Source organism: Micromonospora sp. KC723 (genome assembly GCF_004348595.1).
Classification (GTDB): domain Bacteria; phylum Actinomycetota; class Actinomycetes; order Mycobacteriales; family Micromonosporaceae; genus Micromonospora.
Genome location: NZ_SMKD01000003.1, coordinates 24,828 through 48,502, shown reverse-complemented (window position 1 = coordinate 48,502; position 23,675 = coordinate 24,828). Strand labels below are relative to the sequence as shown.

At 71.4% G+C, this 23,675-nt stretch carries 18 protein-coding genes and 2 riboswitches; of the genes, 9 read left to right on the top strand and 9 right to left on the bottom strand.

The window, feature by feature from the left end:
* Position 1 precedes the first annotated feature (1 nt).
* Positions 2-2,392: a ribonucleoside-diphosphate reductase subunit alpha gene (locus E1165_RS01745; protein WP_132386974.1), complete on the bottom strand. Its 2,391-nt coding sequence runs from the start codon at positions 2,390-2,392 to the stop codon at positions 2-4.
* 114 nt (positions 2,393-2,506) lie between these two features.
* Positions 2,507-2,725, bottom strand: a riboswitch (cobalamin riboswitch).
* Between the two features lie 149 nt (positions 2,726-2,874).
* Positions 2,875-3,047: riboswitch (cobalamin riboswitch) on the top strand.
* 28 nt (positions 3,048-3,075) lie between these two features.
* On the opposite strand from E1165_RS01745, the gene E1165_RS01740 reads away from it, so the two are divergent.
* From E1165_RS01740 to E1165_RS01725, 4 genes are read left to right on the top strand one after another with little or no spacing between them, the layout of a single operon-like run.
* Entirely contained in the window at positions 3,076-3,756 is a 681-nt protein-coding gene (locus tag E1165_RS01740) for an energy-coupling factor ABC transporter permease (RefSeq protein WP_132386972.1), read from the top strand.
* On the top strand, positions 3,753-4,073 hold the full coding sequence (locus E1165_RS01735; protein WP_132386970.1) for an energy-coupling factor ABC transporter substrate-binding protein: 321 nt from the start codon (positions 3,753-3,755) through the stop codon (positions 4,071-4,073). Before E1165_RS01740 ends, E1165_RS01735 begins: the two co-directional genes overlap by 4 nt.
* Positions 4,074-4,817, top strand: coding sequence for a cobalt ECF transporter T component CbiQ (gene cbiQ / locus E1165_RS01730; RefSeq protein WP_132386968.1), 744 nt, complete (start codon positions 4,074-4,076; stop codon positions 4,815-4,817).
* Entirely contained in the window at positions 4,814-5,656 is an 843-nt protein-coding gene (locus E1165_RS01725) for an energy-coupling factor ABC transporter ATP-binding protein (protein WP_132387100.1), read from the top strand. The genes cbiQ and E1165_RS01725 overlap by 4 nt, the downstream gene beginning before the upstream one ends.
* Before the next feature lie 51 nt (positions 5,657-5,707).
* Here the strand turns inward: E1165_RS01725 and E1165_RS01720 are convergent, their stop codons facing one another.
* Together E1165_RS01720 and E1165_RS01715 are read right to left on the bottom strand one after the other, a co-directional pair.
* Positions 5,708-7,150, bottom strand: coding sequence for a PepSY domain-containing protein (locus tag E1165_RS01720; protein ID WP_132386966.1), 1,443 nt, complete (start codon positions 7,148-7,150; stop codon positions 5,708-5,710).
* 192 nt (positions 7,151-7,342) lie between these two features.
* The gene (locus E1165_RS01715) at positions 7,343-8,350 is read right to left on the bottom strand and encodes a hydroxyacid dehydrogenase (protein ID WP_243704540.1); all 1,008 of its coding nucleotides are present in this window, start codon (positions 8,348-8,350) and stop codon (positions 7,343-7,345) included.
* 171 nt (positions 8,351-8,521) lie between these two features.
* Here E1165_RS01715 and E1165_RS01710 point away from each other — a divergent pair, with 171 nt between their 5' ends.
* Genes E1165_RS01710 through E1165_RS01700 form a run of 3 tightly spaced genes read left to right on the top strand, consistent with a single transcriptional unit; the run spans position 8,522 to position 12,067 of the window.
* Positions 8,522-9,523 carry a sugar ABC transporter permease gene (locus E1165_RS01710; protein WP_243704539.1) on the top strand — a complete coding sequence of 334 codons (1,002 nt, stop codon included), beginning with the start codon at positions 8,522-8,524 and terminating at the stop codon, positions 9,521-9,523.
* Positions 9,520-10,398, top strand: a complete 879-nt coding sequence (locus E1165_RS01705) for a carbohydrate ABC transporter permease (protein WP_132386964.1) — start codon at positions 9,520-9,522, stop codon at positions 10,396-10,398. The genes E1165_RS01710 and E1165_RS01705 overlap by 4 nt, the downstream gene beginning before the upstream one ends.
* A gap of 28 nt (positions 10,399-10,426) precedes the next feature.
* Positions 10,427-12,067, top strand: a complete 1,641-nt coding sequence (locus tag E1165_RS01700) for an extracellular solute-binding protein (RefSeq protein ID WP_132386962.1) — start codon at positions 10,427-10,429, stop codon at positions 12,065-12,067.
* Positions 12,068-12,082: 15 nt separating this feature from the next.
* On the opposite strand, the gene E1165_RS01695 is transcribed toward E1165_RS01700, so the two are convergent.
* Positions 12,083-13,150, bottom strand: coding sequence for a LacI family DNA-binding transcriptional regulator (locus tag E1165_RS01695; protein ID WP_132386960.1), 1,068 nt, complete (start codon positions 13,148-13,150; stop codon positions 12,083-12,085).
* A gap of 63 nt (positions 13,151-13,213) precedes the next feature.
* Positions 13,214-15,166, bottom strand: coding sequence for a DUF2264 domain-containing protein (locus E1165_RS01690; RefSeq protein WP_132386958.1), 1,953 nt, complete (start codon positions 15,164-15,166; stop codon positions 13,214-13,216).
* Between the two features lie 158 nt (positions 15,167-15,324).
* Between E1165_RS01690 and E1165_RS01685 the strand changes: the two genes are divergently transcribed.
* Entirely contained in the window at positions 15,325-18,054 is a 2,730-nt protein-coding gene (locus tag E1165_RS01685; protein WP_132386956.1) for a Tat pathway signal sequence domain protein, read from the top strand.
* Positions 18,055-18,104: 50 nt separating this feature from the next.
* Here the strand turns inward: E1165_RS01685 and E1165_RS01680 are convergent, their stop codons facing one another.
* Genes E1165_RS01680 through E1165_RS01665 form a run of 4 tightly spaced genes read right to left on the bottom strand, consistent with a single transcriptional unit; the run spans position 18,105 to position 21,596 of the window.
* A complete protein-coding gene (locus tag E1165_RS01680; RefSeq protein WP_132386954.1) occupies positions 18,105-18,686 on the bottom strand; it encodes a hypothetical protein in 582 nt (193 codons plus the stop codon).
* Positions 18,683-19,519, bottom strand: a complete 837-nt coding sequence (locus tag E1165_RS01675) for a carbohydrate ABC transporter permease (protein ID WP_132386952.1) — start codon at positions 19,517-19,519, stop codon at positions 18,683-18,685. The genes E1165_RS01680 and E1165_RS01675 overlap by 4 nt, the downstream gene beginning before the upstream one ends.
* Positions 19,516-20,472, bottom strand: a complete 957-nt coding sequence (locus tag E1165_RS01670; RefSeq protein WP_132386950.1) for a carbohydrate ABC transporter permease — start codon at positions 20,470-20,472, stop codon at positions 19,516-19,518. The genes E1165_RS01675 and E1165_RS01670 overlap by 4 nt, the downstream gene beginning before the upstream one ends.
* 2 nt (positions 20,473-20,474) lie before the next feature.
* On the bottom strand, positions 20,475-21,596 hold the full coding sequence (locus tag E1165_RS01665) for an ABC transporter substrate-binding protein (protein WP_165945102.1): 1,122 nt from the start codon (positions 21,594-21,596) through the stop codon (positions 20,475-20,477).
* 725 nt (positions 21,597-22,321) lie between these two features.
* On the opposite strand from E1165_RS01665, the gene E1165_RS01660 reads away from it, so the two are divergent.
* Positions 22,322-23,302 (top strand): PaaX family transcriptional regulator C-terminal domain-containing protein, encoded by a 981-nt coding sequence (locus E1165_RS01660; protein ID WP_132386946.1) that lies wholly within the window; start codon positions 22,322-22,324, stop codon positions 23,300-23,302.
* Positions 23,303-23,675 lie beyond the last annotated feature (373 nt).

Below are 23,675 nucleotides of genomic sequence, written 5' to 3'. Positions count from 1 at the left end.
GTCACTGGCAGGCCTCGCAGCTCTCGGGGTTCTCCAGGGAACAGGCCAGCGCCTCGTCGTCGCCGGCGACGACGAGCGGCGTGACCGCCGGGGCGACGGCGACGGTGGCCTGCTGGATCCGCGTCGCGGGACGCGAACGCAGGTAGTAGGTGGTCTTCAGCCCGGACTTCCAGGCGTACAGGTACATCGACGACAGCTTGCCGATGGTCGGCGCGGCCAGGAACAGGTTCAACGACTGCGACTGGTCGACGAACGGCGCGCGGGCGGCGGCGAGGTCGATGAGTGCCCGCTGCGGCAGCTCCCAGGCGGTGCGGAACAGCTCCCGCACGTCGGCGGGGAGGCCGGTGATTCCCTGCACCGACCCCTCGGCGCGTTTGATCTGGTCCCGGATCTCCGGTGTCCACAGCCCGCGCGCCTTCAGCTCACCGACCAGGTACGTGTTGACCTGAAGGAACTCGCCGGACATGGTCTCGCGTTTGAACAGGTTGGACACCTGCGGCTCGATGCACTCGTAGCAACCGGCGATCGAGGCGATCGTCGCGGTCGGGGCGATCGCGACCAGCAGCGAGTTACGCAGGCCGTGTGCCGCGATCGCCGATCGCAGCGCCGCCCACCGCTCGCGCTGCGCGGGTTCGGCGCCCCACAGGTCCGGGTGCAGCTCGCCCCGCGCGGCGCGGGTCTCGGCGTACGCCGGGTGCGGGCCGAACCGCTCGGCCAATCCGGCGGATGTCTCCAGGGCGGTCAGGAAGATCTCCTCCTGCACCCGGGTGGACAGCTCCTTCGCGGCCGGGGAGTCGAACGGCAGGCGCAGGGTGAAGAAGGCGTCCTGCAGGCCCATCAGGCCGAGCCCGACCGGTCGCCAGCGGGGGTTCGACGCCGCGGCCTGCCCGGCCGGGTAGTAGTTGATGTCGATCACCCGGTCGAGGAACACCACCGCGGTGCGGACCGTGGACCGCAGCCGTTCCCAGTCGACACCGTCGGCGGTGACGTGGGCGCCGAGGTTGACCGATCCCAGGTTGCACACCGCGGTCTCGGTGTCGCTGTTCACCTCCAGGATCTCGGTGCACAGGTTCGACAGGTGGATCGTGTTGCCCGGGACACCGGTCTGGTTGGACAGCCGGTTCGACGGGTCCTTGAACGTCATCCACCCGTTGCCGGTCTGCGCCAGGGTCCGCATCATCCGGCCGTACAGGTCCCGGGCCCTGACGGTGCGGACCGCCTTCTTCTCCGCGATCCGGTAGGCGGCGTCGAACTCCTCGCCGTAGAGGTCGGGCAGCTCCGGCGCGTCGGACGGGTCGATGAGCGACCAGTGCTCGTCCGCCTCCACCCGGCGCATGAACTCGTCCGGGATCCAGTTGGCCAGGTTCAGGTTGTGGGTACGCCGGGACTCCTCGCCGGTGTTGTCCCGCAGTTCGAGGAACTCCTCGATGTCCGGGTGCCACGGCTCCAGGTAGACGCAGGCCGCGCCCTTGCGCCGCCCGCCCTGGTTGACCGCCGCCACGCCGGCGTCGAGGGTCTTGAGGAACGGCACGATGCCGTTCGACCGGCCGTTGGTGCCGCGGATCAGCGCGCCCCGGCCGCGTACCCGTGACCAGGAGATGCCGATGCCGCCGGAGAACTTCGACAGCTTCGCCACCTGGTGGTACCGCTCGTAGATCGAGTCCAACTCGTCGCGGGGCGAGTCGACCAGGAAGCACGACGACATCTGGGTGTGCCGGGTGCCGGAGTTGAACAGCGTCGGCGAGCTGGGCAGGTACGCCAGCGACGACATCAGCCGGTAGAACCCGATCGCCTCGGCCGGCGTCTCGGACAACCCGCAGGCCACCCGCAGCAGCCAGTACTGTGGTGTCTCCACCACCAGCCGGGACTCGGGGTGGCGCAGCAGGTACCGGTCGGCGACGGTGCGCAGCCCGAAGTACTCGAACCGCAGGTCACCCGTCGGGTCCACGGCGTCGTCCAGCTTGCGCGCGTTGCGGGTGACGAACGCGGCGGTCTCGTCGCCGATCAGGCCCAGGCCGTGGGCGTACCGGATGGACTGGCTGAAGCTGGCCACCTGCTGCCCGCGGACCTCCCCGTCCACGTACGCGGACAGCAACCGCGCCGCCAGCCTGGAGTACTGCGGTTCCTCGCCGATCAACTCCGCCGCCGTCTGGATCGACAGCTTGTCCAGCTCGGCGGTGGTCGCCCCGTCGTACAGGCCGCTGATCGTCTTGGTGGCGACCCGCAGCGGGTCCACCTGGTCCAGGTCGGCGACCCACCGCTCGACCGCCTCGACGATCCTGTTGACGTCGACCGGCTCGCTGTCGCCGTTGCGCTTGCGCACCTGCATCACCTGCCGGCGCTGCTCCGGTGCGCCCGCACCGGACGCCGGCCTGTCCTCCACGACCGTCATGGTCTCTCCTCGCCGTCTCCGATGGTCCTCGGACGCGGGAGGACGCCAACGGGCCCATGGGGACGACCCGGCGCTGGCGTCGGTCGTCCCGCGCGACCTCCGACCGCCGCCCGCGAACGCGCACGGCGCGCTGGCAGGTCTTCGGACTCGCGGGCCAGACCGGGGTCCCGGTCGCCTACTGGCCGTCGCTTCCCAGGCCCGGTCGGGCCCAGTGCGTGGTGACGGCGGTCGTTCCCACTCACCGCTGCGGGGCAGTCCCGGACTCGCACCGGGTTCCCTCTTGCCTCGGTCACCCCGCCACGGGAGGACCGAACCAGCTGCGTGGGACACCATATATGCCGCCACCATCGAGCAGGCAACACCAGATGTCGGGTCGGGGTGTCGACTTCGTCTCACCGGTCGTCGACGGTCACGTGGCCGTGGACCGCCCTCGTCCGCGCCGCGGCCGGCACCGGCCCCTTGCCCCGGGAATGCCCGCCCGATAGCCTTCCCGCCGTCAAGGTGCACGGGAAGCCGGTGGGAGACCGGCGCGGCCCTCGCCACTGTGACCGGGTAGCGATCTCTGATGACGCCACTGGGCCCACCCGGGCCCGGGAAGGCCGGAGTGAGCGTCGATCCGGGAGCCAGGAGACCGGCCTTGACAGGTGATCTCATCCACGAGGTGCTGGAGAGGAAGGTCGTCGATGCACATCGCCGAGGGGTACCTACCCCCGGTGCAGGCCGCGGCGTGGTTCGTGGTTTCCGCACCGTTCGTTGTCCACGGCAGCCGGACCCTGGTACGCCAGGTTCGGCAGGACCCAGAGACGAAACTGCTGCTCGGGGCGGCTGGCGCGTTCACGTTCGTGCTGTCCGCGTTGAAGATCCCGTCGGTCACCGGTTCCTGCTCGCATCCGACCGGCACCGGGTTGGGGGCGGTGCTGTTCCGGCCGCCGGTGATGAGTGTGCTGGGCGGCATCGTGCTGCTGTTCCAGGCGGTGCTGCTGGCCCACGGCGGGCTGAGCACGCTGGGCGCCAACCTTTTCTCGATGGCGGTCGTCGGACCCTGGGTGGCGTACGGGGTCTACGTGCTGATCCGCCGAGCCGGTGGCGGACTGGACGTGGCGGTCTTCGCCGCCGCGGCCCTCGGTGACCTGGCCACGTACTGCGTCACCAGCGTCCAGTTGGCGCTGGCGTTCCCGGATCAGTCGACCGGGTTCGCCGGCGCGCTGGTGAAGTTCGGCGGGATCTTCGCCGTGACCCAGATCCCGTTGGCCATCAGCGAGGGACTGCTGTCCGTGTTGGTGGTCCGGCTGCTGACCCGTACCAGCGGAGACGACCTGCGCCGGCTCGGCGTGCTCGGGACACCGGCGCAGGTGCGGTCATGAAGCGCTTCTCGCGGGTGAACCTGCTGCTGTTGCTCGCGGTGCTGGCCCTGGCGGTGGCACCGCTGGCGCTGGGCCTCGGGTCGGGGGAGGAACCGTTCGCCGGGTCCGACGCGCTGGCCGAACAGGCCATCGTGGACGAGCACCCGGACTACGAGCCGTGGTTCGCGCCGATCTACGAACCGCCGTCGGGTGAAGTGGAGTCGGCGCTGTTCGCGCTCCAGGCCGCGCTGGGCGCGGGGTTCCTCGGATACTACTTCGGAGTCGCCCGGACGCGGCAGCGGCAGCGGGACGCCGCTGTCGAACAGCCGGGCGAGTAGGTGTTCGCCCTCGATGTCGCGGCGCACACCGGAGCGTGGCGCTCGCGGCACCCGGCCGAGAAGGCGTTGCTCTCCCTCGGGCTGCTGGCCTGCGCGGTGAGCCTGCCCCCGTGGCCGGGTGCGGCGCTGTCCGGCACGGCGGCGACGCTGCTGCTGGTCGGGCCCGCCCGGGTGTCACCGGTCCTGGTGCTGCGCGCGGCGCGGGTGCCGCTGCTGTTCGTGGCGACCTCGACCGTGCCGCTGTTGGTGACGGTGCCGGCGGCGACGCGGTTGACGGTCGACCCGGCCGGATGGGCGCTGGCGGCGCAGACCGCCGGCCGCTCGGTGGCGGCGTTGGCCTGCCTACTGCTGTTCAGCGCCACCACGCCGCTGTCGGACGTGCTGCCCCGGCTGCACCGGCTGGGGGTTCCTCCGGCGGTCAGCGAGGTCGCCGCGCTGACGTACCGGATGCTCTTCCTGCTGGTGGACAGCGTGCGGGCGGTCCGCGAGGCGCAGGCGGCGCGGCTCGGGTTCCGGACCTGGCGCACCACCTACCGGTCGCTCGCCGGGCAGGCGGGCGCGGTGTTCGTCCGGGCGTTCCACCGGGCACGCAGGCTGGAGGAGGGGTTGGCGTTGCGGGGGTACACCGGGTCGCTCGCGGTGCAGGTGGAGGTTCTCCGGGTGTCGCCGCCGTTCGTGGCGGCGACGGTGGGGTTGCTCGTGTCGGTCGTCGCTGCCACCGTCGTCGTGGAGGCCGGGTGGTGACCGGCCCGCTGCTGGAGTTCGCCGGGGTGCACTTCGCCTACCAGCCGGAGCGTCCGATCCTGACCGGGGTCGACCTTCGCGTCGAGCCGGGCCGGCGGCTGGCCGTGGTCGGGCCCAACGGTGGCGGCAAGACGACCCTGTTCCGGCTGGCGGCCGGTTCGTTGACGCCCCGCCGCGGCCATGTCACGATCGCCGGCAGCCGGGTGCGGCACACCCGGGCCGGGCTGCGGGCGGTACGCCAACAGGTGCAGCTGGTGTTGCAGGATCCGGACGACCAGCTCTTCTCCGCCAGTGTCCGGCAGGACGTCTCCTTCGGACCGGTCAACCTCGGGCTGCCCCCCGAGCAGGTCCGGCGGCGCTGCGACCAGGCCCTCGCGGCGCTCGGCGTGACCTCGGTCGCCGACCGCCCCACCCACCTGCTCTCCTACGGCCAGCGCAAGCGGGTGGCCATCGCCGGCGCGGTCGCGATGCGACCCCGGCTGCTCATCCTCGACGAGCCGACCGCCGGGCTCGACCCGGTCGCCGTGGAGGCGCTGCTCTCCACCCTGGACGACCTGCACGCCGCCGGCACGACGGTCGTGCTGTCCACCCACGACGTCGATCTCGCCTTTCGCTGGGCCGACACGGTGGCCGTGGTCAGCGGCGGCGGTGTGTGTACCGTGCCGGCGGCGGAGGGGCTGGCCGACCCGCGACTCCTCGCGGCGGCGTACCTGCTGCCCGCCTGGGCCCCACTGGTGCACCGGCTCCTCGACCGGATCCCCGGGCTGGCCGGAAGCCGGCCCCGATCCGCCGCTGAGCTTGCCGCGCTGCTCACCGACGAACCGGAGCGGGCGACCTGACCGGGCCACCGCCCACCGTGGTGGGGTGTGCCACTCCGAGGCGGCCGGGGGTCAGCCGCCGGGCGAGGTGGGCGCCACCGCGCCGGCACGGCGGCGGGCGACCGCGCCGAGGATCACGTCGACGACGAGGAAGCCGAGCAGCGTGACGCCGAACCAGGGCAGCGCCCACCCGGCTGCCACGGTGACCGGCACGCCGAGCAGCAGCGCCCACCAGGGCAGGCCGCGGACGCCGCCGCGGGCGGGCGGGGCGCCGAGCGGGAGGCGGCGGTCGGCGCGGGTGGGGCGGCGTTGCCACCACATGCGGTAGCCCCAGGTGATGACGCAGAGCAGGCCGAGGGCGAGCGCGGCGAGCAGGAGCTGGTTGACCGGGCCGAACAGCACGCCCATGTGGGCCTGGATGCCGAGGTCGCTGAGTTGGGCGAGCAGGGGCCAGTCGGCGAAGTCGCTGCGGGCGGTGACGGTGCCGGTGGCGGGGTCGACGGCGACGCGGTCGCGGGCGACGGGCCAGGTGTTGTCGGTCTGGGCGACGGTCCACGCGGTGCCGGGTGCCTCGGCGGGGGTGATCTCGACGGGGCCGGCCAGGCCGGCGTCGCGGGCGATGGCCAGCGCCCGGTCGTACGTCGCCGGGTCCGCCTCGGTTGCGGTGTCGGGACCGCCGTGCTGGTGCTCGCCGCCGGTGGCGGGGGGTGCGCCGTCGAGGACGGTGGAGAGCGGTGGACGGCCGGCGTTCAGGGCGCCCAGCGCGGCGCTGAAGTTGTCGCCGGCGTACCGGGACCAGGTCAGTCCGGTGGCGGAGAGGAAGAGCAGGCCGACGGCGAGCCAGACGCCGGTGGTGGCGTGCCAGCCACGGGTGCGCCGCACCCCCTTGCGGACGGACAGATCCGGCACGAGCAGGTGTCTGCTCCGGGCGCGCGTGGCGCCTCGGCGGCGCCACCACAGGATGGTCCCGCTGAGGACGAGGATCCACAGCCAGCTGGCGGCGATCTCGGAGTAGTGCCGGCCGAGGTCACCCAGGTGCAGGTTGCGGTGTAGGTCGTCCAGCCAGGTGGTGGCCGGGGTGGCGTCCGACCAGGTGGTCAGCTGACCCCTGACCTCGCCGGTGTACGGGTCGACGTAGACGGTGTGCTGCTTGTCGCCCAGGTCGGGCCGGGAGAACACCACCCGGGTGGTCTGCTCGCCGGCGCCGGGTAGCACGCTGGCGAGGGTGCCGTCTGGGTGCGCGGCACGGGCGGCGGTGACCTGCTCGGCGAGGGGCTTCGACCGGTCGCCGACGGCGGCCACGGTGAGCTGGTCGCCGTAGAGGGCCTGGTCCAGTTGTGGGTTGATCGTGTAGGCGAGACCGGTCAGGGCGGCGACCAGCAGGAACGGGGCGACCATGATGCCGGCGTAGAAGTGCAGGCGGGCCAGCAACGCGGCGAGGGGCGTGGGCCGGCGGGCCGGTGCCGCGGTGGGGGAGGCCTGCGGCGGGTCGCCGGGAAGTTGGGTCACGGACATCGGCTGCTCCGATCGGGTACGAAGGTGTGGGATCGGGATGGCTCGTGCCCTTCGAGCCAGGGGGCTGCCCGGTCGCCGTCTCCCGGTCGGGTAGTCGGGTGGTGGAACCAGAAAGTTCCCGGCTGTCCGCGCGGCTCGATCAGCGGCAGCGGTCCGGTGGACCGACCCCGGAAACCCGGTCGGGAACGCTGGTTACGCGATCCGGTGCAGATCCGCGCCGTGGATGGCGCCGAGCAGCGGCTCGCCGCGGACCAGCCGCCGGACCTCCGCCACCGCGAACTCGCCCAGGCGGCGCAGCTCGTGTCCCTGCGACCCGGCCAGGTGCGGGGTGACCAGCACGTTGGGTAGGTGCAGGAGCGGATGGTCGGCGGGCAGCGGTTCGGGGTCGGTGACGTCGAGCACGGCCTCGATGCGGCCCGTGACGCAGTGGGCCGTGAGGGCGACGGTGTCCACCAGCGACCCCCGGGCGGTGTTGATCAACACGGTGCCGTCCCGGAGCAGACCGAGCCGCCGAGCGTCGAGCAGGTGACGGGTCTGCGGCAGCGCAGGCGCGTGGAGGGTGACCAGGTCGGCGCGGCGGCACAGCGCGTCGGTGTCGACCAGCTCCGCGCCGACGGCACGGGCCTGTTCGGCGGTGAGGTACGGGTCGGCCAGCAGCAGTCGTACGTCGAAGTCCCGGAGCCGCTCCAGGACGAGCCGGCCCGTGCGGGAGGCGCCGACGACTCCGACCGTGCGGCCGTAGAGCCCGGTGCCGGCGCCGGAGCGCCAGTCACCGGCGGTGCGGTCGTGGGCGAACCAGTGGGCGCGGGAGAGCACCCGTTTGGCGCCGAAGACGACAGCGGCGACCGTGTACTCGGCGACCGGCACCGCGTTCGCCTGCGCGGCCGACGAGACGGCGATGCCCCGGGCGAACACCACCGGGTCGACGTGTCTCTTCACCGAACCGGCGGTGTGGATCACGGCACCGAGCCGCGGCGTCGCGGCCAGGACCGCGTCGTCGATGCGCGGGCAGCCCCAGCCGGTCAGCAGGACGTCCACGTCGCGCAGCGCGGCGGTGGCCTCCACGGTCCGGAACGACGTGAGGACGGTGGCCGGTGCGAGCCGTGCCAGTGTCCGCAGCCGGTTCAGCACGTCCGGCGGGAAGAGGTCGGGCAGCGCCCAGGGCTGCATGGCGAGGAGCGCGACAGGGCGTTCCGGCACGGACCGTCCTCCGGTTGAGTTCGTCGATGTAAACGGTTACTCACAGTGGAGCCTACGTATCGAAGGCAGGCAAGGTCCAGTGGTTGACTCATCCACGTAAGCGCTTTATCTTCATCCCACCTTGTTACGGCCAGATGACGAGAGTCATGGTCACGGGGAGGGGCCGCCGACGTGAGCGCGATCGATGCACCGCGGTCGTCCGACGTCGGGCGGCGTCCCACCGCCCTCACCGGCCGCGATACCCGCCGCGCCGGCCGAAGGTCGCGGCGCGGCCACCGCCAGCGGATCCGGCGGGACCGGCTGCTACTGCTGCTGATGGTCCCCGGCGTCGCCTATTTCCTGGTCTTCCACTACGGCGCGCTGTTCGGCAACACGCTGGCCTTCCTGGACTATGTGCCCTTCCTGGGCATCGCGGGCAGCGAATGGGTCGGGCTGGCGAACTTCCGGCAGATGTTCGGCGACCCGGGCTTCTGGAACGCCGTCCGCAACACGGTGGTGATCGCCGCGCTCCAGATCGTCTTCTTCTTCCCCGCGCCGCTGGCCCTGGCGCTGCTGCTGCACAGCCTGGTCGGCAACGTCGTCAGGCGGTTCGTGCAGAGCGTGGTGTACCTGCCGCACTTCCTGTCGTGGGTGATCGTCGTGGCGCTGTTCCAGCACATGCTCGGCGGGGCCGGCGTGGTCAACGGGTGGCTGGGTGACCTGGGTCTGGGCTCTCTCCACGTCATCGGCAACCCGGACGCGTACAAGCCGCTGGTGGTCGTGCAGGTGCTCTGGAAGGAGTGCGGCTGGGCCACCATCATCTTCCTCGCCGCGCTGTCCCAGGTGGACGAGCAGCAGTACGAGGCGTCGGCGCTGGACGGCGCCGGCTGGTGGCGGCGGCTGTGGCACGTGACCCTGCCGGGTATCCGGCCGGTCCTGGTGCTGCTGCTCGTGCTGCGGCTCGGCGAGTTCCTGGACGTCGGCTTCGAGCAGTTCTTCCTGCAGCGGCAGGCGGTCGGCCCGGAGGTCGGGGAGGTGCTCGACACGTTCGTGTACTTCACCGGCTTCGCCAACGGCGAGTTTGGCTACGCCGCCGCGGCCGGGCTGTTCAAGGGCGTCATCGGCGTCGTTCTCGTCTACACGGCGAACAAGGTGGCGCACCGCCTCGGCGAGCAGGGGGTGTACCAGCGATGAGGCATGCGTACCCTGCCTGGCAGGGGCGACCCGGGCCGGCCATCCGGGCGGCGAAGGCGGTCGCGCTGGCCGTGGTCGTGCTGCTCGTGCTGTTCCCGATCTGGACCGTCGTGGCGACGAGCCTCGCCGCGCCCCAGGACGTGATCGCCAACGGCGGCTGGGTCGTGTGGCCGCGGCGGATCACCTTCGACGCGTACACCGAGATCCTCGACGGCGGTGTCGTGACGCGCGCCCTGCTGGTGAGCGCGGGCGTCACCGTCGTCGGTACGGCACTGAGCCTGACCTGCACGGTCTTCCTGGCGTACGCGCTCAGCCGGCCGGGGGTGTACGGCGGCCGGCCGGTCCTGCTGCTGGTCCTGTTCACGTTTCTCTTCCCGCCGGGAATGATCCCGCTGTTCCTGGTGGTGCGCACCACCGGACTGTTCGACCAGTACGCCGCGCTGATCCTGCCGTTCCTGGTCAACGTCTTCAACCTGGTCGTGATGCGCGGCTTCTTCCAGTCCATTCCGGCGGAGTTGCTGGAGGCGGCGCGCATCGACGGCGCCGGGGACCTGGCCATGCTGTGGCGGGTGGTGCTGCCCCTGTCGAAGGCGGTGCTGGCGGTCGTCGGTCTGTTCTACGCGGTGGCGTACTGGAACCGGTTCTTCGAGGCCATCATCTACTTCAACGACCAGTCGAAGTGGCCGATCGGCACGGTCCTGCGGCAGTACGTGACCGGAGGCGCGGACATGACCGGGGAGGCCGTGGCCACCGCCGCGCCACAGTCGACACAGATGGCCGTGGTGGTGCTCGCCACCGCGCCGATCGTGGTCGTCTATCCGTTCCTCCAGCGCTACTTCGTCAAGGGTGTCCTCACCGGGGCCCTCAAGGCATAGATGTCACCCTCTAGAGAGGAGGGACCGCATGTCCGCTCATGTCAACCGACGGTCGTTGTTGAGGCTGGCCGGCGCGGGCGCGCTGGCCGGTGTCGCCGGGCCGCTGCTCACCGGCTGTGGTGACGGGGCCAGACGCGATGTCGGCAACGCCGGCAAGGATCTGGCGCCGTGGCCCGCGTACGTGCCGTTCGCCGGTCCGCGGCCGGACGCGCCCGGCGACGACGAGGGCGTGCAAGCCCTGTACCTGACCTACCCGCAGCAGGTGGCCAGGTCGGTGAACGACACCGTCGGTGACGGCTCCGACGTCACCGCGATGGTCATCACCTACGGCGCCCCGCCCAAACCCGCGGAGGCCAACCGGTTCTGGCAGGCGATCAACAAGGCGCTCAACGTCAACCTGAAGCTCGTGGTCATTCCCGACGCCGAGTACGGCCAGAAGATGACCACGCTGATGGCCTCCGGCGACGACCTGCCGGACATCATCATGTTCAGTCAGCTGGCGCTACCCCGCGCGGCCGAGTTCATCCAGGCACAGTGCGCCGACATCTCCGACCTGGTCAGCGGCGACGCGGTGCGGGAGTATCCCCACCTCGCCAACATCCCGACGCGCGCCTGGAAGGCGATGGGCCGCATCAACGGCCGGATCTACGGCGTGCCGTTGGAGCGGCCGGCACCGGGCAACAGCCTGTTCGTCAACCGCACCGCCCTGAACCAGGCCGGTGTGCCGGTCCAGTGGGACACCGAGGGGTACGTGGCCGCGATGCGGGAGGTCACCGGCGGCCGGCGGTGGGGCATCGGGGGCTCCAAGTCCCTGTTCGCGGGCGCTGGGGCGATCACCTACCACGCCGGTTCGCTCGGCGCGCCCAACCAGTGGCGGGTGGACGGTGGGAAGTTCGTCAGCACGCTCACCACCGCGCAGTTCGAGGAGGCGCTCGGTGTCATGCGCCGCCTCGCCGAGGCCGGGGCCTACCATCCGGACAGCCTCACGCTCAGCGCCACCGACCTGCAGACGTTCTGGCACAGCGGCACCGTGGTGTCGATCAGCGACGGGTTCGGCGCGGTGGCCCCCAACACCCTTGCCAAGATCAATGGCCGGTTCCAGCTCGACCTCGGCCGGCCGTACGGGCCCACCCCCACGCCCTGGCGCGGCACCGGATTCTTCGGCCACGTGGCCTTCAAGAAGGCTAGCCCCGACCGGATCAAGCTGCTCCTTCGCGTCTGCGACTACCTCAGCGCACCGTTCGGCACCGCCGAGTACGAGCTGGCCAACTACGGTGTCGAAGGAGTGCACTTCACCAAGGAGGCCGGCGGCATCGTGCCCACCGAGCTGTCCGGTGTGGAGAACAACACCAACCTGCCGGTCAAGTACATCGGGGTCGCGCCGGCCGTGCTGTACCTGCCGGGGCACCCCGAGGCGGCCCGCGCCGTGCACGAGTGGGAGAAGGCGGTGCTGCCGAAGAGCGTGGCCGACCCCGCCGTCGGCCTGCGTTCGGCGACGCAGAGCAGCAAGGGAGCCGAGCTGAACCGGATCGTCGGCGACGCCGTGTCGGCCATCGTCTTCGGCCGCAAGCCGGTCTCCGCGTGGAAGGACGCGGTCAGCCAGTGGAAGCAGGCCGGTGGCGACAAGCTCGCCGAGGAACTGGCGACCGAGTACGCCGCTGCCACCTGAGCCGCGCGCCCGGCGTCACCTCAGGAGCGGACGGACCGAGTCCCGTACGACCAGGTGCGTGCCGAGGGTGACGTGTGGCGGTGCGCCGCCGCGTGCCTCGTGCTCCAGCGCGAGGCGCACGGCGGTGCGCCCGACCTCCTCGTGGGGCAGGTGCACGGTGGTCAGGTTGAGGTCGGGCGCGGGCGGCAGGTCGTCGAAGCCGACCATCGACACGTCGTCGGGTACCCGCAGTCCACGCTCGGCGAGCGCCCGGTATGCGCCGCCGGCGATGAGGTCGTTGATGGCGAAGACGGCGGTGAAGTCGCGGTCGCCGGCGGCCAGTCGTTCCGTCATCATCCGGTAGCCCTCGTGCCGTTCCATCGTGCCCTCGACCTCCAGGGTGGGGTCGTGCGGCACGCCGTGCGCGGCCAACGCCTGCCGGTACCCGGTCAGCCGCCCCTCGACCGTGGTGTAGCCGGCGCGGTAGCCCAGGCACAGGATCCGCCGGTGCCCTGCGGACAGGAGATGGCTGGTGGCCGCGAACGCGCCGCCCACGTGGTCGTACTCCACGAGGATCGCGGGCACGTCGGGGCCGAGCGACGGGCGCCCGCACAGCACCAGCCGGGAGCCGATCGCGGCCAGCGCGCGCGCGTACTGGCCCATCCGTTCCCGGTACTTGTCGTCGGCCACCACGTTGCCGACCAGGATGACCGCCTCGGCATGCTGTTCCCGCATGAACTTGACCATCGCGAGCTCGCGCTCCGGGTCGCCGCCGGTGGTGCCGATCAAACACAACCGGCCCTCGGCGGCGGCTTGGGCCTCGACGCCCTGGGCCACGTGGGCGTAGTGGGGCGAGATCACCGAGTTGAGCACGATCGCGATGCTCTTGCTCGGGGTACCAGCCAGTGCCCGGGCGTGCGCGTTGGCGACGTAGTCCAGCTCCTTGACCGCACGCATCACCCGCGCCCGGGTCGACGGGGCGGCCGGGTAGCTGCCGGTCAGGATCCGGGAGACGGTCGCCACGGACACCCCGGCCCGGTCGGCGACCTCGCGGATCGTGGACCGCCGCCGGTCTCCGGCAGCTTCGCTCGCCCGCCGCGCCATCGCCACCCCGTCGGGATTTTCAGAAAACGGTTACGGAAATGATCGGCTCCACGGTCAGCAGTGTCAAGCCGGTGACCAGCGCACCGGCGGGCCCGCCACCGGGTAGCGGACGTAGGACCGCGCGGTGCCCAGCACCACCTCGACGCGTTCCCCGTCCGGGAACCGCACGCCGGCCCTGTCCCCGTCGACCACCGTCACGACCGACTCCCGCAGCGCGTCCGGAACGACGCGGTCCCCGGTGAGCGTCACCAGCGAGACGTACAGCGCGCTCCCACCCGGGTGTTCGGTCGCCGTCAGGTACGGGGTGGCGGAGCAGGCGCCGTACGCGTTCGAGTCGACCGACCTCGCCACGGCGGCCGCACGGAGGCCGTGCAGGGCGACCACGGTGCTGGCCAGCCCGTCCGGCCGCCGCACGCACGCCCACCCGGGCCCGGTCTGGTCGGCCGGCGGGCGGTCGCCGGCCAGCGCGTACCCGCCCTCGCGCACCCCGCAGCCCGGCGGCGCGGTGACCCGGTGCACGCGGACCTCCCACGGCCCGCGCACGATCGAGGCGGTCTCCACCCGGACCGGACCGGCGGGCAGCGCGTCCTCGTAGGCGGAGCTGGCGAACCGGTCGAACACGGCGATCGGTTCGATCCTCCGCCGCCGCGAGAGCGTGCCATCCGGCGCCACCACGGCGAGATGGCCGTCCACCGCCCGCAGGCGGGCGTCCTCGCCGGCCTCCGGAGCGGCGTGCGAGGCGTACCCGAAGCGGGCGTAGTGCGGATCCTCCAGCCCGTCGGCCGCGAGGTGGCGGGCCCGGTCACTGCCGTGGTTGACCACCCGGACGAGGCCGTCGTGCCGGGTGGCGTGCAGCAGCCAGCCGGGGCCGGGCATCGCGACGGTCCGGTCACCGTCGTCGATCGGCGCGGCGCTCTCCCGGGCCGTCCACGCCGGATGGTCCCCGGGCAGCAGCAGGCCGAGGAAGCCCTTGCCGGCCCAGTACGGCGAGGCCGGCCCGGAGTAGTGCTGGACGGCCGGGAGGAAGTCGTCGTACCAGCCAAGGCCCAGCAGCCCGCGCTCGTCCGGCACTCCCCGCTCGACGAAGTGCCGCAGCACGCCGCTGGCGATCCGGCGGGTGCGCCCGGCGGGCAGCGGGCTGGCGTCCGTCAACTCGCCCAGCCACAGCGGGGCGACGGCGGCGTACCGGTAGCACAGCGACCGGCCCTGGTGCACCGGTGCGCCGTCGCGCGCGAACATGTGCTGGTACTGCTCCAGGAAGGCGCGCAGCCGCTCCCGGTACCGGAAGCCGCGCTCCCGGTCGCCGGACATCCGCGCCCACATCAGCGGGTACAGGTGCATCGCCCAACCGGCGTAGTAGTCGAAGCAGCGTCCGGCGCCGTCGGTGTACCAGCCGTCCCCGACGTACCACTGCTCGATCTGGTCGAGCCCGCCGGCGATCTCGGCCGGCTCGTGCGGTCCGCCGACGCCGGCCAGGAACTGCTGGATCACGACGGGGAACAGCACCCAGTTGCTCTGCCACGTCCGTCTGCCCGCGAAGCCGGCGAGCCAGTCGACCACCCGCTCCCGCACCCGGCTGTCGAGCCGGTCGAACAGCCAGCGGCGGGTCTCGTGCAACGCCAACGCGATCGAGGCCGCCTCCACGATCTGCTGGGAGCAGTCGGCCGGCGCCGGCCACGCGTACCGGTCGCCGGGATCGGTGCCGTGGGCGAGGCCGTCCGCGTACCGCTCGATGAGTTGCCCCGGCACGTCGCCGCCCGCGCCCGCGATACGGAAGGCGGCGAGCAGGAAGGTCCGCGCGTAACCCTCCAGGCCGTCACTGGTCAGGCCCGCGCCGCCGGGCCGGCCAGGGAGCCGGTACTGGGCGAAACCCGGCACCGCGTGGGGCACGACCGCGTCCAGCAGGTGGTCGGCCACCGCCTCCCAGTGCGCCCTGGTCCACCCGGTGTACGGCGATGACCAGCCGTTACCAGGTGGGAGCCTGGTTAAAACGTTTGTACCGATGCGTTGGAGCATAGGGCACCTTCACAGGGTGATCAACGTGCCTGGCAACAGGAGCGGATCGCCGCCGCACGGTATTGACAGCGTATCGACGCATCTGATTTCCTGCACAGGATGGTAAGCGTTTCCATAGCAGGTCTTCCGCCGCGGATCCCCACCACGTGGAGTGCGCCATGTCCCAACTGCCCCGACGCAGTCTCCTGATGGGCGCCGCGGTCGCCGGCGCCGCGACCCGGCTACCTCTCTCCCGGCCGGCTGCCGCGGCCCCCGCCGGGGCCGCCACCGTCACCGAGACCGCCGCCGAGCCGGCCGCCGTGCCGCTGCGCTGGCTCGAGGGCGGCGCGCCTGGGGCGCTCGTCGGCAGCACCTGGGGCGTGCCCTGGCCACGCGGCACCCTCGCGCAGGGTCAGGAGTTGTCGCTGACCACCGCCGGGGGCACGGCCGTGCCCGTGCAGTCCTGGCCGATCGGCTTCTGGCCGGACGGCTCGGTCAAGTGGACCGCCCACGCGATCGGCACCGAGGCCCCACCCGCCGAGGCGTACCTGCTGCGCCCCGGCGCGGCCGCCGCGCCGGCCAAACCCCTGCGGGTCACCGAGACCGCCAGGGCGATCCAGGTGGACACCGGCGTCGTGCAGTGCACGATCGCCCGCGGTGGTTACGTCCTGGTGCCGTCGATCGTCCGCGCCGGCCGCACGGTCGCCGCGAACGGCACGCTCGTGTGCCTGCGCAGGGACAACGCCGACGACGCTCCGGCCGTCGTCCGCACCGAGCGGTTCACCGGCGAGGTCCGGGCGGTGACCGTCGAACAGCGCGGTCCGGTGCGCGCGGTCGTACGCGTCGAGGGACGGCACCGGGTCTTCCGGGGCCGCCGCCACTGGCTGCCGTTCACGATTCGGCTGTACCTCTACGCGGGCAGCGACGGCATCCGGATGGTGCACACGTTCGTCTTCGACGGCGACGAGAGGAAGGACTTCATCAGCGGCCTGGGCGTCCGCTTCCAGGTGCCGATGACCGACCAGCCCCACGACCGGCACATCCGGTTCGCCGGGGACGGCGACGGCGTGCTGAGCGAGGCGGTCCGGGGCATCACCGGCCTGCGGCGTGACCCCGGCGCGGCGGTACGGCAGGCGCAGATTGCCGGGCGCCCCACCCCGAGCGTGTCCACCTGGGACACTCGCGTGTCGAGCCGGCTGCACCTCATCCCCACCTGGGGCGACTACAGCCTCCGGCAGCTCTCCGACGGCTGCTTCGACATCCGCAAGCGCACCAGCGCCGGGCACGGCTGGATCCAGGTCGACACCGGCCGTCGCGCCGCCGGTCTCGGGTACGTCGGCGGCGTCTCCGGCGGACTCGCGTTCGGCATGAAGGACTTCTGGCAACTGCACCCGAGCCAGCTCGACATCCGGGGCGCGGCCGGCGACACCGCCGAGGTGACCGTCTGGCTCTGGTCACCCGACGCCGCGCCGATGGACCTGCGCTTCTACCACGACGGGATGGGGCAGGACACCTACCCCGAGCAGCTCGAAGGCCTGGAGATCACGTACGAGGACTACGAGCCCGGCTTCGGCCGGCCGTACGGGATCGCCCGCACCACCGAGCTGTCGTTCTGGGCGCTGGCGGCCACGCCGTCGGCGGAGCGGTTCGCGCAGCTCGCCGACGCCACCCGGACGCCGCCGCTGATCGTCGCCCCGCCGGCCAGCCTGCACGCCGCCGGTGTCTTCGGCGACTGGAGCCCCGTCGACCGCAGCACCCCGGCCCGCCGCGAGATCGAGGACCGCCTCGACTTCCTGGTCGACTACCACCGCAACCAGGTGGAGCAGCGCTCGTGGTACGGGTTCTGGAACTACGGCGACGTCATGCACAGCTACGACGCCGACCGGCACGTGTGGCGGTACGACGTCGGCGGGTACGCCTGGGCCAACTCCGAACTGTCGCCCGACCTGTGGCTGTGGTACCACTACCTGCGCTCCGGCCGGGCCGACGTGTTCCGGTTCGCCGAGGCGATGACCCGGCACACCGGCGAGGTGGACGTCTACCACCTCGGCAAGTACCGCGACCTGGGCACCCGGCACGGAGTGCTGCACTGGGCCGACAGCGCCAAACAGCTGCGGATCAGCTCCGCGGCGTACCGGCGCTTCTACTACTTCCTCACCGCCGACGAACGCGTCGGCGACCTGATGCGTGACCTGGTCGACTCCGACCGGACCTTCCTGGTCCTCGACCCGATCCGCAAGATCCGCACCGAGCCCTACGAGCCGGACCCGCGCGCGCTGTCCATCAGCACCGGCACCGACTGGAGCGGCCTGGCCGCGGCCTGGCTCACCGAGTGGGAACGCGGGGGAGACCCGATCGCCCGGACGAAACTGCTCAACACCGCGCGCACCATCGCCGCCATGCCCCACGGCTTCATCCAGGGCAGCGGCCGCTACGACCTGGAGACCGGGACGTTCGCCCCCGCCCAACCGGCGGTGTCGGTCGGGTCACTCGGCGCGGTGTTCGGCCTGGTCGAGATCTGTAGCGAACTGATCGACCTGGTCGACCTGCCGGAGTTCACCAACGCGTGGCTCCAGTACTGCCGGCTCTACAACGGCACCGCCGCCGAGCAGACCGCCGAGGTCGGACAGTCGTTGGGCAACCTCAACCTGCGTCAGGCGCACTCCCGGCTCACCGCGTACGCCGCCGCGAAGCTCGGCGACGCGACGCTGGCGGCCCGTGCCTGGCAGGAGTTCCACACCGGCCACGCCGGCTACCCGCGGAACCTCAACTTCCGTCCGGCGCGGGTCGAGGGGACGGCTGTGCTCAAGCCGGTCGACGAGGCCAGCTTCGTGTCCACCAACGCCAGTGCCCAGTACGCCCTCGCCGCGATCCAGTGCCTCGCGCTGGTCGGCGACCACCTGCCCTGACGAGGGTTGTCCAGGATGAGGTCATGACGTGCCGCCGGCCGCCTCCGCCGTCACACGGGGGCGCGGCGCAGGACCGGGTCTGCGTGGCGGTCGTGGCGGCGTTCGACCGCCACGGCCGCCATGAGCAGGCAGCCGAGCATCGGCACCACGAGCGGCAGCAGTTGCCAGGTGACGACGACCAGCACGCCGAGCGCCATGACCAGCAGCAGCGAACCGGAGGGGTCGCCGGTGACGGCGCGGCGGGCGGCGTGACGTACCAACGTCGTCCAGGCCGCGCCCGGCGACCAGGCGGCCGCGGCGCGCAGGACGACCACCGACAGCGCCACGGCGGCGACGACGCAGGCGGCGGCGACGAGAGCACCGCCGGGCACCCCGGCGCGGAGGATGAGCACGTCGCCGGCGAGGACCGCGTAACCGGCCGCGACGCCGAGCGACAGCGGGAGGCTGCCCCGGTACGCCGCGCCGGCTCGGGTGAAGAACGCGCGGATGGCGGTGGTTTCGCCGTCGACGTGCGCGCGGATGTGCGCGCAGCCGGCCGCCAGCGCGGGCAGCAGCGTGACGACCGGGAGGATCGACAGCGCGACCAGCAGACCGGCCGTCAGACACTCCGCGAAGAGCGCGAAGCGTCTCATCCCTTCAGGCCCGACGTGGAGACGCCCTCGACGAGGAAACGCTGGAAGAACAGGAAGAACAGGATGACGGGTACCAGCGCGAGCATCGACATCGCCATGAGCGCGCCGAAGTCGGAGCCGGCGGTCTCGTCGATGAAGAGCTGCAGCGCCAACGGCAGCGGGTACTTCTCCGGGGTACTGAGGTAGATCAGGGGTCCGAAGAAGTCGTTCCAGGTCCAGATGAAGGTGAAGATGGACGTGGTGATGATGGCGGGCCGCGACAGTGGCAGCAGGATGTTCCAGAAGATGGCCCAGTGGCCGGCGCCGTCGATCTTCGCGGACTCGTCCAGTTCGTACGGGATGCCCCGCATGAACTGCACCATGAGGAAGACGAAGAACGCCTCGGCGGCGAGGAACTTCCCCAGCAGCAGCGGCGCGTAGGTGTCGACGAGGCCGAGCTTCTGGAAGACCACGTACTGCGGGATGATGAGCACGTGGAACGGCAGCAGCAGCGTGGAGATCATGAGGACGAACATGACCCCGTGGCCGCGGAACCGCAGCCGGGCGAACGCGTACGCGGCCAGGGCCGACGACGCCACCGTGCCCACGACGGACAGCACCGCCAGGAGCGTCGAGTTCCAGAAGAAGCGCCCCACGCTGATGCCGGCGATGCCCTCCACCGCACGGTCGTAGTTGGTCGTCGTGACCCGGGTGGGCAGCAGTTGGAGACTGCCGATGATGTCCTCGGTGGGCTTGAAGGTCGCCGCCAGGACCCAGAGGATCGGGTAGAGCACGACGGCGAGCAGCGCGATGGCACCGGCGTGCCAGGCTACGGTGGACAGTCTTGGTCTCATCGTTTGTCCCCCGAGTAGTACACCCAGCCCCGAGCGGTGCGGAAGAGGACGAGCGTGACCAGCCCGACGCCGGCCAGCAGCATCCACGCCATGGCCGAGGCGTACCCCATCCGGTAGTCGCCGAAGCCGCGGTCGAAGAGGTAGATGGTGTAGAACAGTGTGGTGCCGGCCGGTTGGCCGTTGGGCCCGCCGACGATGTACGCGGACGTGAAGACCTGGAACGCGTTGATGGTCTCCAGCAGCAGGTTGAAGAAGATCACCGGGGAGATCATCGGCAGCGTGACGGACCGGAACCGCCGCCACGGGCCGGCGCCGTCCACCTCGGCCGCCTCGTACAGCTCCCGCGGCACCTGCTTGAGCCCGGCGAGGAAGATCACCATCGGAGCGCCGAGCTGCCAGGCGGCCAACAGCACGAGCATGAGCAGTGAGAAGTCGGGGTTCCCGGCCCAGCCGCCGGTGTTGACGCCGATCGCGCGTAGCAGCCGGTCGATCACGGCGTCGTCGCTGAACATCGCCTTCCAGACGATGGCCAGGCTGACGCTCGCGCCGATCAGCGAGGGGCCGTAGAACGCCGCCCGGTAGAAGGCGCGCCCGCGCCGTTCGTTGTTGAGCAGCATGGCGACGGCCAGCGCGCAGGCCAGCTTGACCGGTACGGAGAGCACCACGTACAGCGCGGTGACGCGTACCGACTTGAGCCACCGGGCGTCCTCGAACATCCGTTGGTAGTTGTCGAGGCCGACCCACTCCGGGGAATCGAAGAGGTCGTAGTCGGTGAACGACAGGTACAGGGAGGTCACCATCGGACCGAGGGTCAGCAGCAGGATCCCGATGATCCACGGCGAGAGGAAGAGGTAGCCCGCCACGCCGTCGCCGGACCGGCGGGCCCGCTTGCGGGGGCCCGCCGGTCCGGTGCTGCCGACCTCGCTGCGCTGGGTCGACGTGATCGTTGTCATCGTCAGGACTCGAGGGTCTCTTCGACCTCGGTGAAGAACTGGTTGACCGCCTCGTCGACGCTGATCCGGCCGTACTGTAGTTCCTCGGCGATCCGGATGAACGCCTGCTCCAGGGTGCCGGCGCCCTTCGGCGGCGCGGGCGGCGCCTTGGTGAGCTGCTCCTTGAGCCCCTCTTCGTACGCGGCGACGGTGGCGAGCGGGCCCTCCAGTTGGACCGCGGCGCGCTGCGCGTTGGTGGCCGGCAGGCCGCGGTTGGCGCCGAAGATCTTGCCGACCTCAGGGTCGTTGATCATGAAGGAGATCAGCTTGGCGGCCGCCTCCGCGTGCTTGGTCTTCTTGGAGACGCTGAGCAGCATGGCGGGCTTGAGGTACTGGCCCGACGAGTTCGGGTTGTCCGACGGCACCGGCCCCAGCTTGAGCTGTGCCTTGGTGCTGGCCGCGTACCGGGCCATGAAGTTGTCCCAGCCAATCTCGCCGGCGATCAGGTCGAGCTCCAGCGCGTGCTGCGGCTTGATCTGGACGCTCTTCTCGATCGGCAGCACGGCCTTGGCGTCGGCGAGCGCCTTGCCCTCGCTGAAGAACTTCGCCAGTCGGGCCTTGTCGAAGCCGAGCTTGCCGTCCTCGGTGTACAGCAGCCCGCCCTCCTGCCGCAGCTGCAACTCCAGGTTGTAGTAGCTGCCGACGTAGTTGCCGCCGCCGTACACCTTGCCCTTGGTGGCCTGGGTGATCTTCGCCACCGTGGTCCGGTAGTCGTTCCAGGTCCAGCCGGGCTTCGGCTCCGGCACGCCGGCCTGCGCGAACGCCGCCGGGTTGTACATGTACCCCCAGGTGTTGCCGCCGACGGGGACGCCGTACAACCCGCCCTTGACCTCGCCGGCGCCCTTGAGCCCCTCGAGCAGGTCGTCGAGCTTCAGCGCGTCGCCCTCCTGCTTCTTCAGGTCGTAGAGGGCGTTGCGGTCGGCGTACTCGCGCAGGTAGGAGAAGTCCATCTGGAACACGTCGGGTGCGTTGTTCCCGGCGGTCTCCGTCGCCATCTTCTGCCAGTACGCCTCGTACTCCTGGAAGCTCGGCGTGATCTTGATGTTCGGGTTCTTGGTCTGGAAGAGGTCGATCGCCTTCTGCATCAACGCGGCACGATCGGCGTTGCCCCACCACGAGTACCGCAAGGTGACGGGACCGGACCCGGCCGAGTCGCCCCCGTCGTCACCGCAGCCGGCGCTGGCCAGCGCGAGTGACGCGACGGCAGCGACAGTTATGAATCGTTTCAAAAATTGCATGTGATCCTCCGTCTGCTATAAGCGGTGCGCCCGTCCGGCGCTGCGTGGCGGTGTGCCGCGGACCCCTGTCGCCCTGCCGAGCTGCCCGGTCGACGACCCGCGTCCTCCTGACGTACGCGCACGGCCTAGGGCGGTTGACGCGTAACGACCCTGGCCGGGCACCCCAGCGCTACGCGGTCGACGGAGGCACCCGCCAAGATGTCATCGACGATCCGCGCGTGGTTCCTGGAGCCGCCGGCCGGCGCGCCGACCGGCCTCAGTAGGCTTGGCCGGCCAGAATCTATGCCGTCATGTGGTCTCCTTCGGCGTACGCGGCGCGCACGCCATCGCGGTTACCGACACAAGGTGAACAGATATCGTTCTATGAGCTGGTGATCTGAAAGTGCCACGCCCGCGGGACCGCGTCAAGAGCCCGGCCGCGGCGAGCAGTGCCCTGGCGACGGGTCGTGGCGAGGCGTCCGCGTGGTCGGCTTCGGCAGGGTTCGATCACACGGTGGCGGGCGTGTCCTGTGGTGAGCGTCCGCACTACAGTCGGTACCGCCCTGTGCCCCCGATGCTCGCCGGAGTACGCCGTGGTCAGAACCTTCGACATCGAGGAGATCTTCCCCGACGTGCCTGTCGCATCGGTGCGGCTGCCGCGTAGGCAGGCCAACTCACCCCAGGGGCTGGCGGTGACCCTCGTCGCGGACTACACCATGGACAACCGTGCCTGGTTGCCCTCGGCGGCGATCGTGGCCCTGCTCGGCGAGTTCGGCGTGACCAGCGGCGCCGCTCGCACGGCCATCAGCAGGCTGGCCCGCCGCGGGGTGCTGGAGGGTAGCCGGCGGGGACGGCACAGCTCATACCGCCTGACGCGGCCCGCCGCCGTCAACCTCTCGGCCGGAGGTGCCGAGATCGCGGCGTTCGCCGCGGATCGTGAGTCCTGGGACGGCAGGTGGACCATCGTCGCCTTCTCCATGCCCAAGGAGGAGAGCGCGCAACGGCGTGCGCTGCGGGACGACCTGCGGTGGCGGGGGTACGCCCCGCTCTACGACGGCGTCTGGGTGTCGCCGCGCCCGATGACGGCGGCGGCGAGAGCGGTGCTGGCGGCGGTGGCGTTCGGCACGACGAGCGTGTTCCGCGCGCGGCACCTCGAACTGGACACGGGCGCCTCCCGCAGCCCGGTCGACGCCTGGGACGTCGCGGGCATCTCCGCCCAGTACCGGGCCTTCATCCGGCGGTGGAGCCCGTTGTTGCGCCGGATGACGGCCGGCGGTGTCACCGGCGCCGAGGCGGTACGGGCCCGCACCGAGATGATGGACACGTACCGCCGGTTCCCCGTGCTCGACCCCCTGCTCCCGGTCGAGCTGATGCCGTCGGGCTGGCCGCGCGCCCGCGCTCGGGAGCTGTTCGTGGCGGTGTACGACGGGCTGGCCGAACCGGCTCAGGAACACATACGAGCCGTCGCCGCCCACGTCGCCGGCGGGGAGCAGCACTCTCGGATCCGGGCGCACACCGTCGCCGAACTGAGGGCCGGAGCCCTCCGCAGCACGGTGGACGTCGCGGGGGCGTGACCGTCCACCTCGCACGGCCGGATGGGTTCGTCGTGCCCTTCCGCGGGCGGTGGCCGACCGCGACGGCGTGGACATCCATCGATTGACAGTTCCATGTCCGCCGGACAGGATGTGTGATACATGTGACCGTCGCCAGGCGGTGACAGGGCTGTTACGTGATGGCGGACCGATGATGTGGCCACGGGGTACCGGGCTGCCGTCCTGGTTCCGCGCGGCAGGCCGGGCGCGGTGGCCACGGTCATGGAAGTGAAGAGGTGCACCTGCGATGCGAGGACGTGGGCCTCATCCCCGGTCCCGTCAGTGCCGGGGGCGGCCGGCCACCCACCGGAAGCGCCTCGTGCCACGGCTCACGCAGGGGTCTGGCTTGACGGGC

Bases quoted from the DNA above. Each gene is read 5' to 3' on its own strand.
- E1165_RS01685 (WP_132386956.1), top strand. From the start codon at position 15,325: ATGTCCCAACTGCCCCGACGCAGTCTCCTGATGGGCGCCGCGGTCGCC.
- E1165_RS01735 (WP_132386970.1), top strand. From the start codon at position 3,753: ATGAAGCGCTTCTCGCGGGTGAACCTGCTGCTGTTGCTCGCGGTGCTG.
- E1165_RS01695 (WP_132386960.1), bottom strand. From the start codon at position 13,150: ATGGCGCGGCGGGCGAGCGAAGCTGCCGGAGACCGGCGGCGGTCCACG.
- E1165_RS01670 (WP_132386950.1), bottom strand. From the start codon at position 20,472: ATGACAACGATCACGTCGACCCAGCGCAGCGAGGTCGGCAGCACCGGA.
- E1165_RS01705 (WP_132386964.1), top strand. From the start codon at position 9,520: ATGAGGCATGCGTACCCTGCCTGGCAGGGGCGACCCGGGCCGGCCATC.
- E1165_RS01680 (WP_132386954.1), bottom strand. From the start codon at position 18,686: ATGAGACGCTTCGCGCTCTTCGCGGAGTGTCTGACGGCCGGTCTGCTG.
- E1165_RS01740 (WP_132386972.1), top strand. From the start codon at position 3,076: ATGCACATCGCCGAGGGGTACCTACCCCCGGTGCAGGCCGCGGCGTGG.
- E1165_RS01665 (WP_165945102.1), bottom strand. From the start codon at position 21,596: ATGCAGAAGGCGATCGACCTCTTCCAGACCAAGAACCCGAACATCAAG.
- E1165_RS01720 (WP_132386966.1), bottom strand. From the start codon at position 7,150: ATGTCCGTGACCCAACTTCCCGGCGACCCGCCGCAGGCCTCCCCCACC.
- E1165_RS01675 (WP_132386952.1), bottom strand. From the start codon at position 19,519: ATGAGACCAAGACTGTCCACCGTAGCCTGGCACGCCGGTGCCATCGCG.
- E1165_RS01690 (WP_132386958.1), bottom strand. From the start codon at position 15,166: ATGCTCCAACGCATCGGTACAAACGTTTTAACCAGGCTCCCACCTGGT.
- E1165_RS01745 (WP_132386974.1), bottom strand. From the start codon at position 2,392: ATGACGGTCGTGGAGGACAGGCCGGCGTCCGGTGCGGGCGCACCGGAG.
- E1165_RS01700 (WP_132386962.1), top strand. From the start codon at position 10,427: ATGTCCGCTCATGTCAACCGACGGTCGTTGTTGAGGCTGGCCGGCGCG.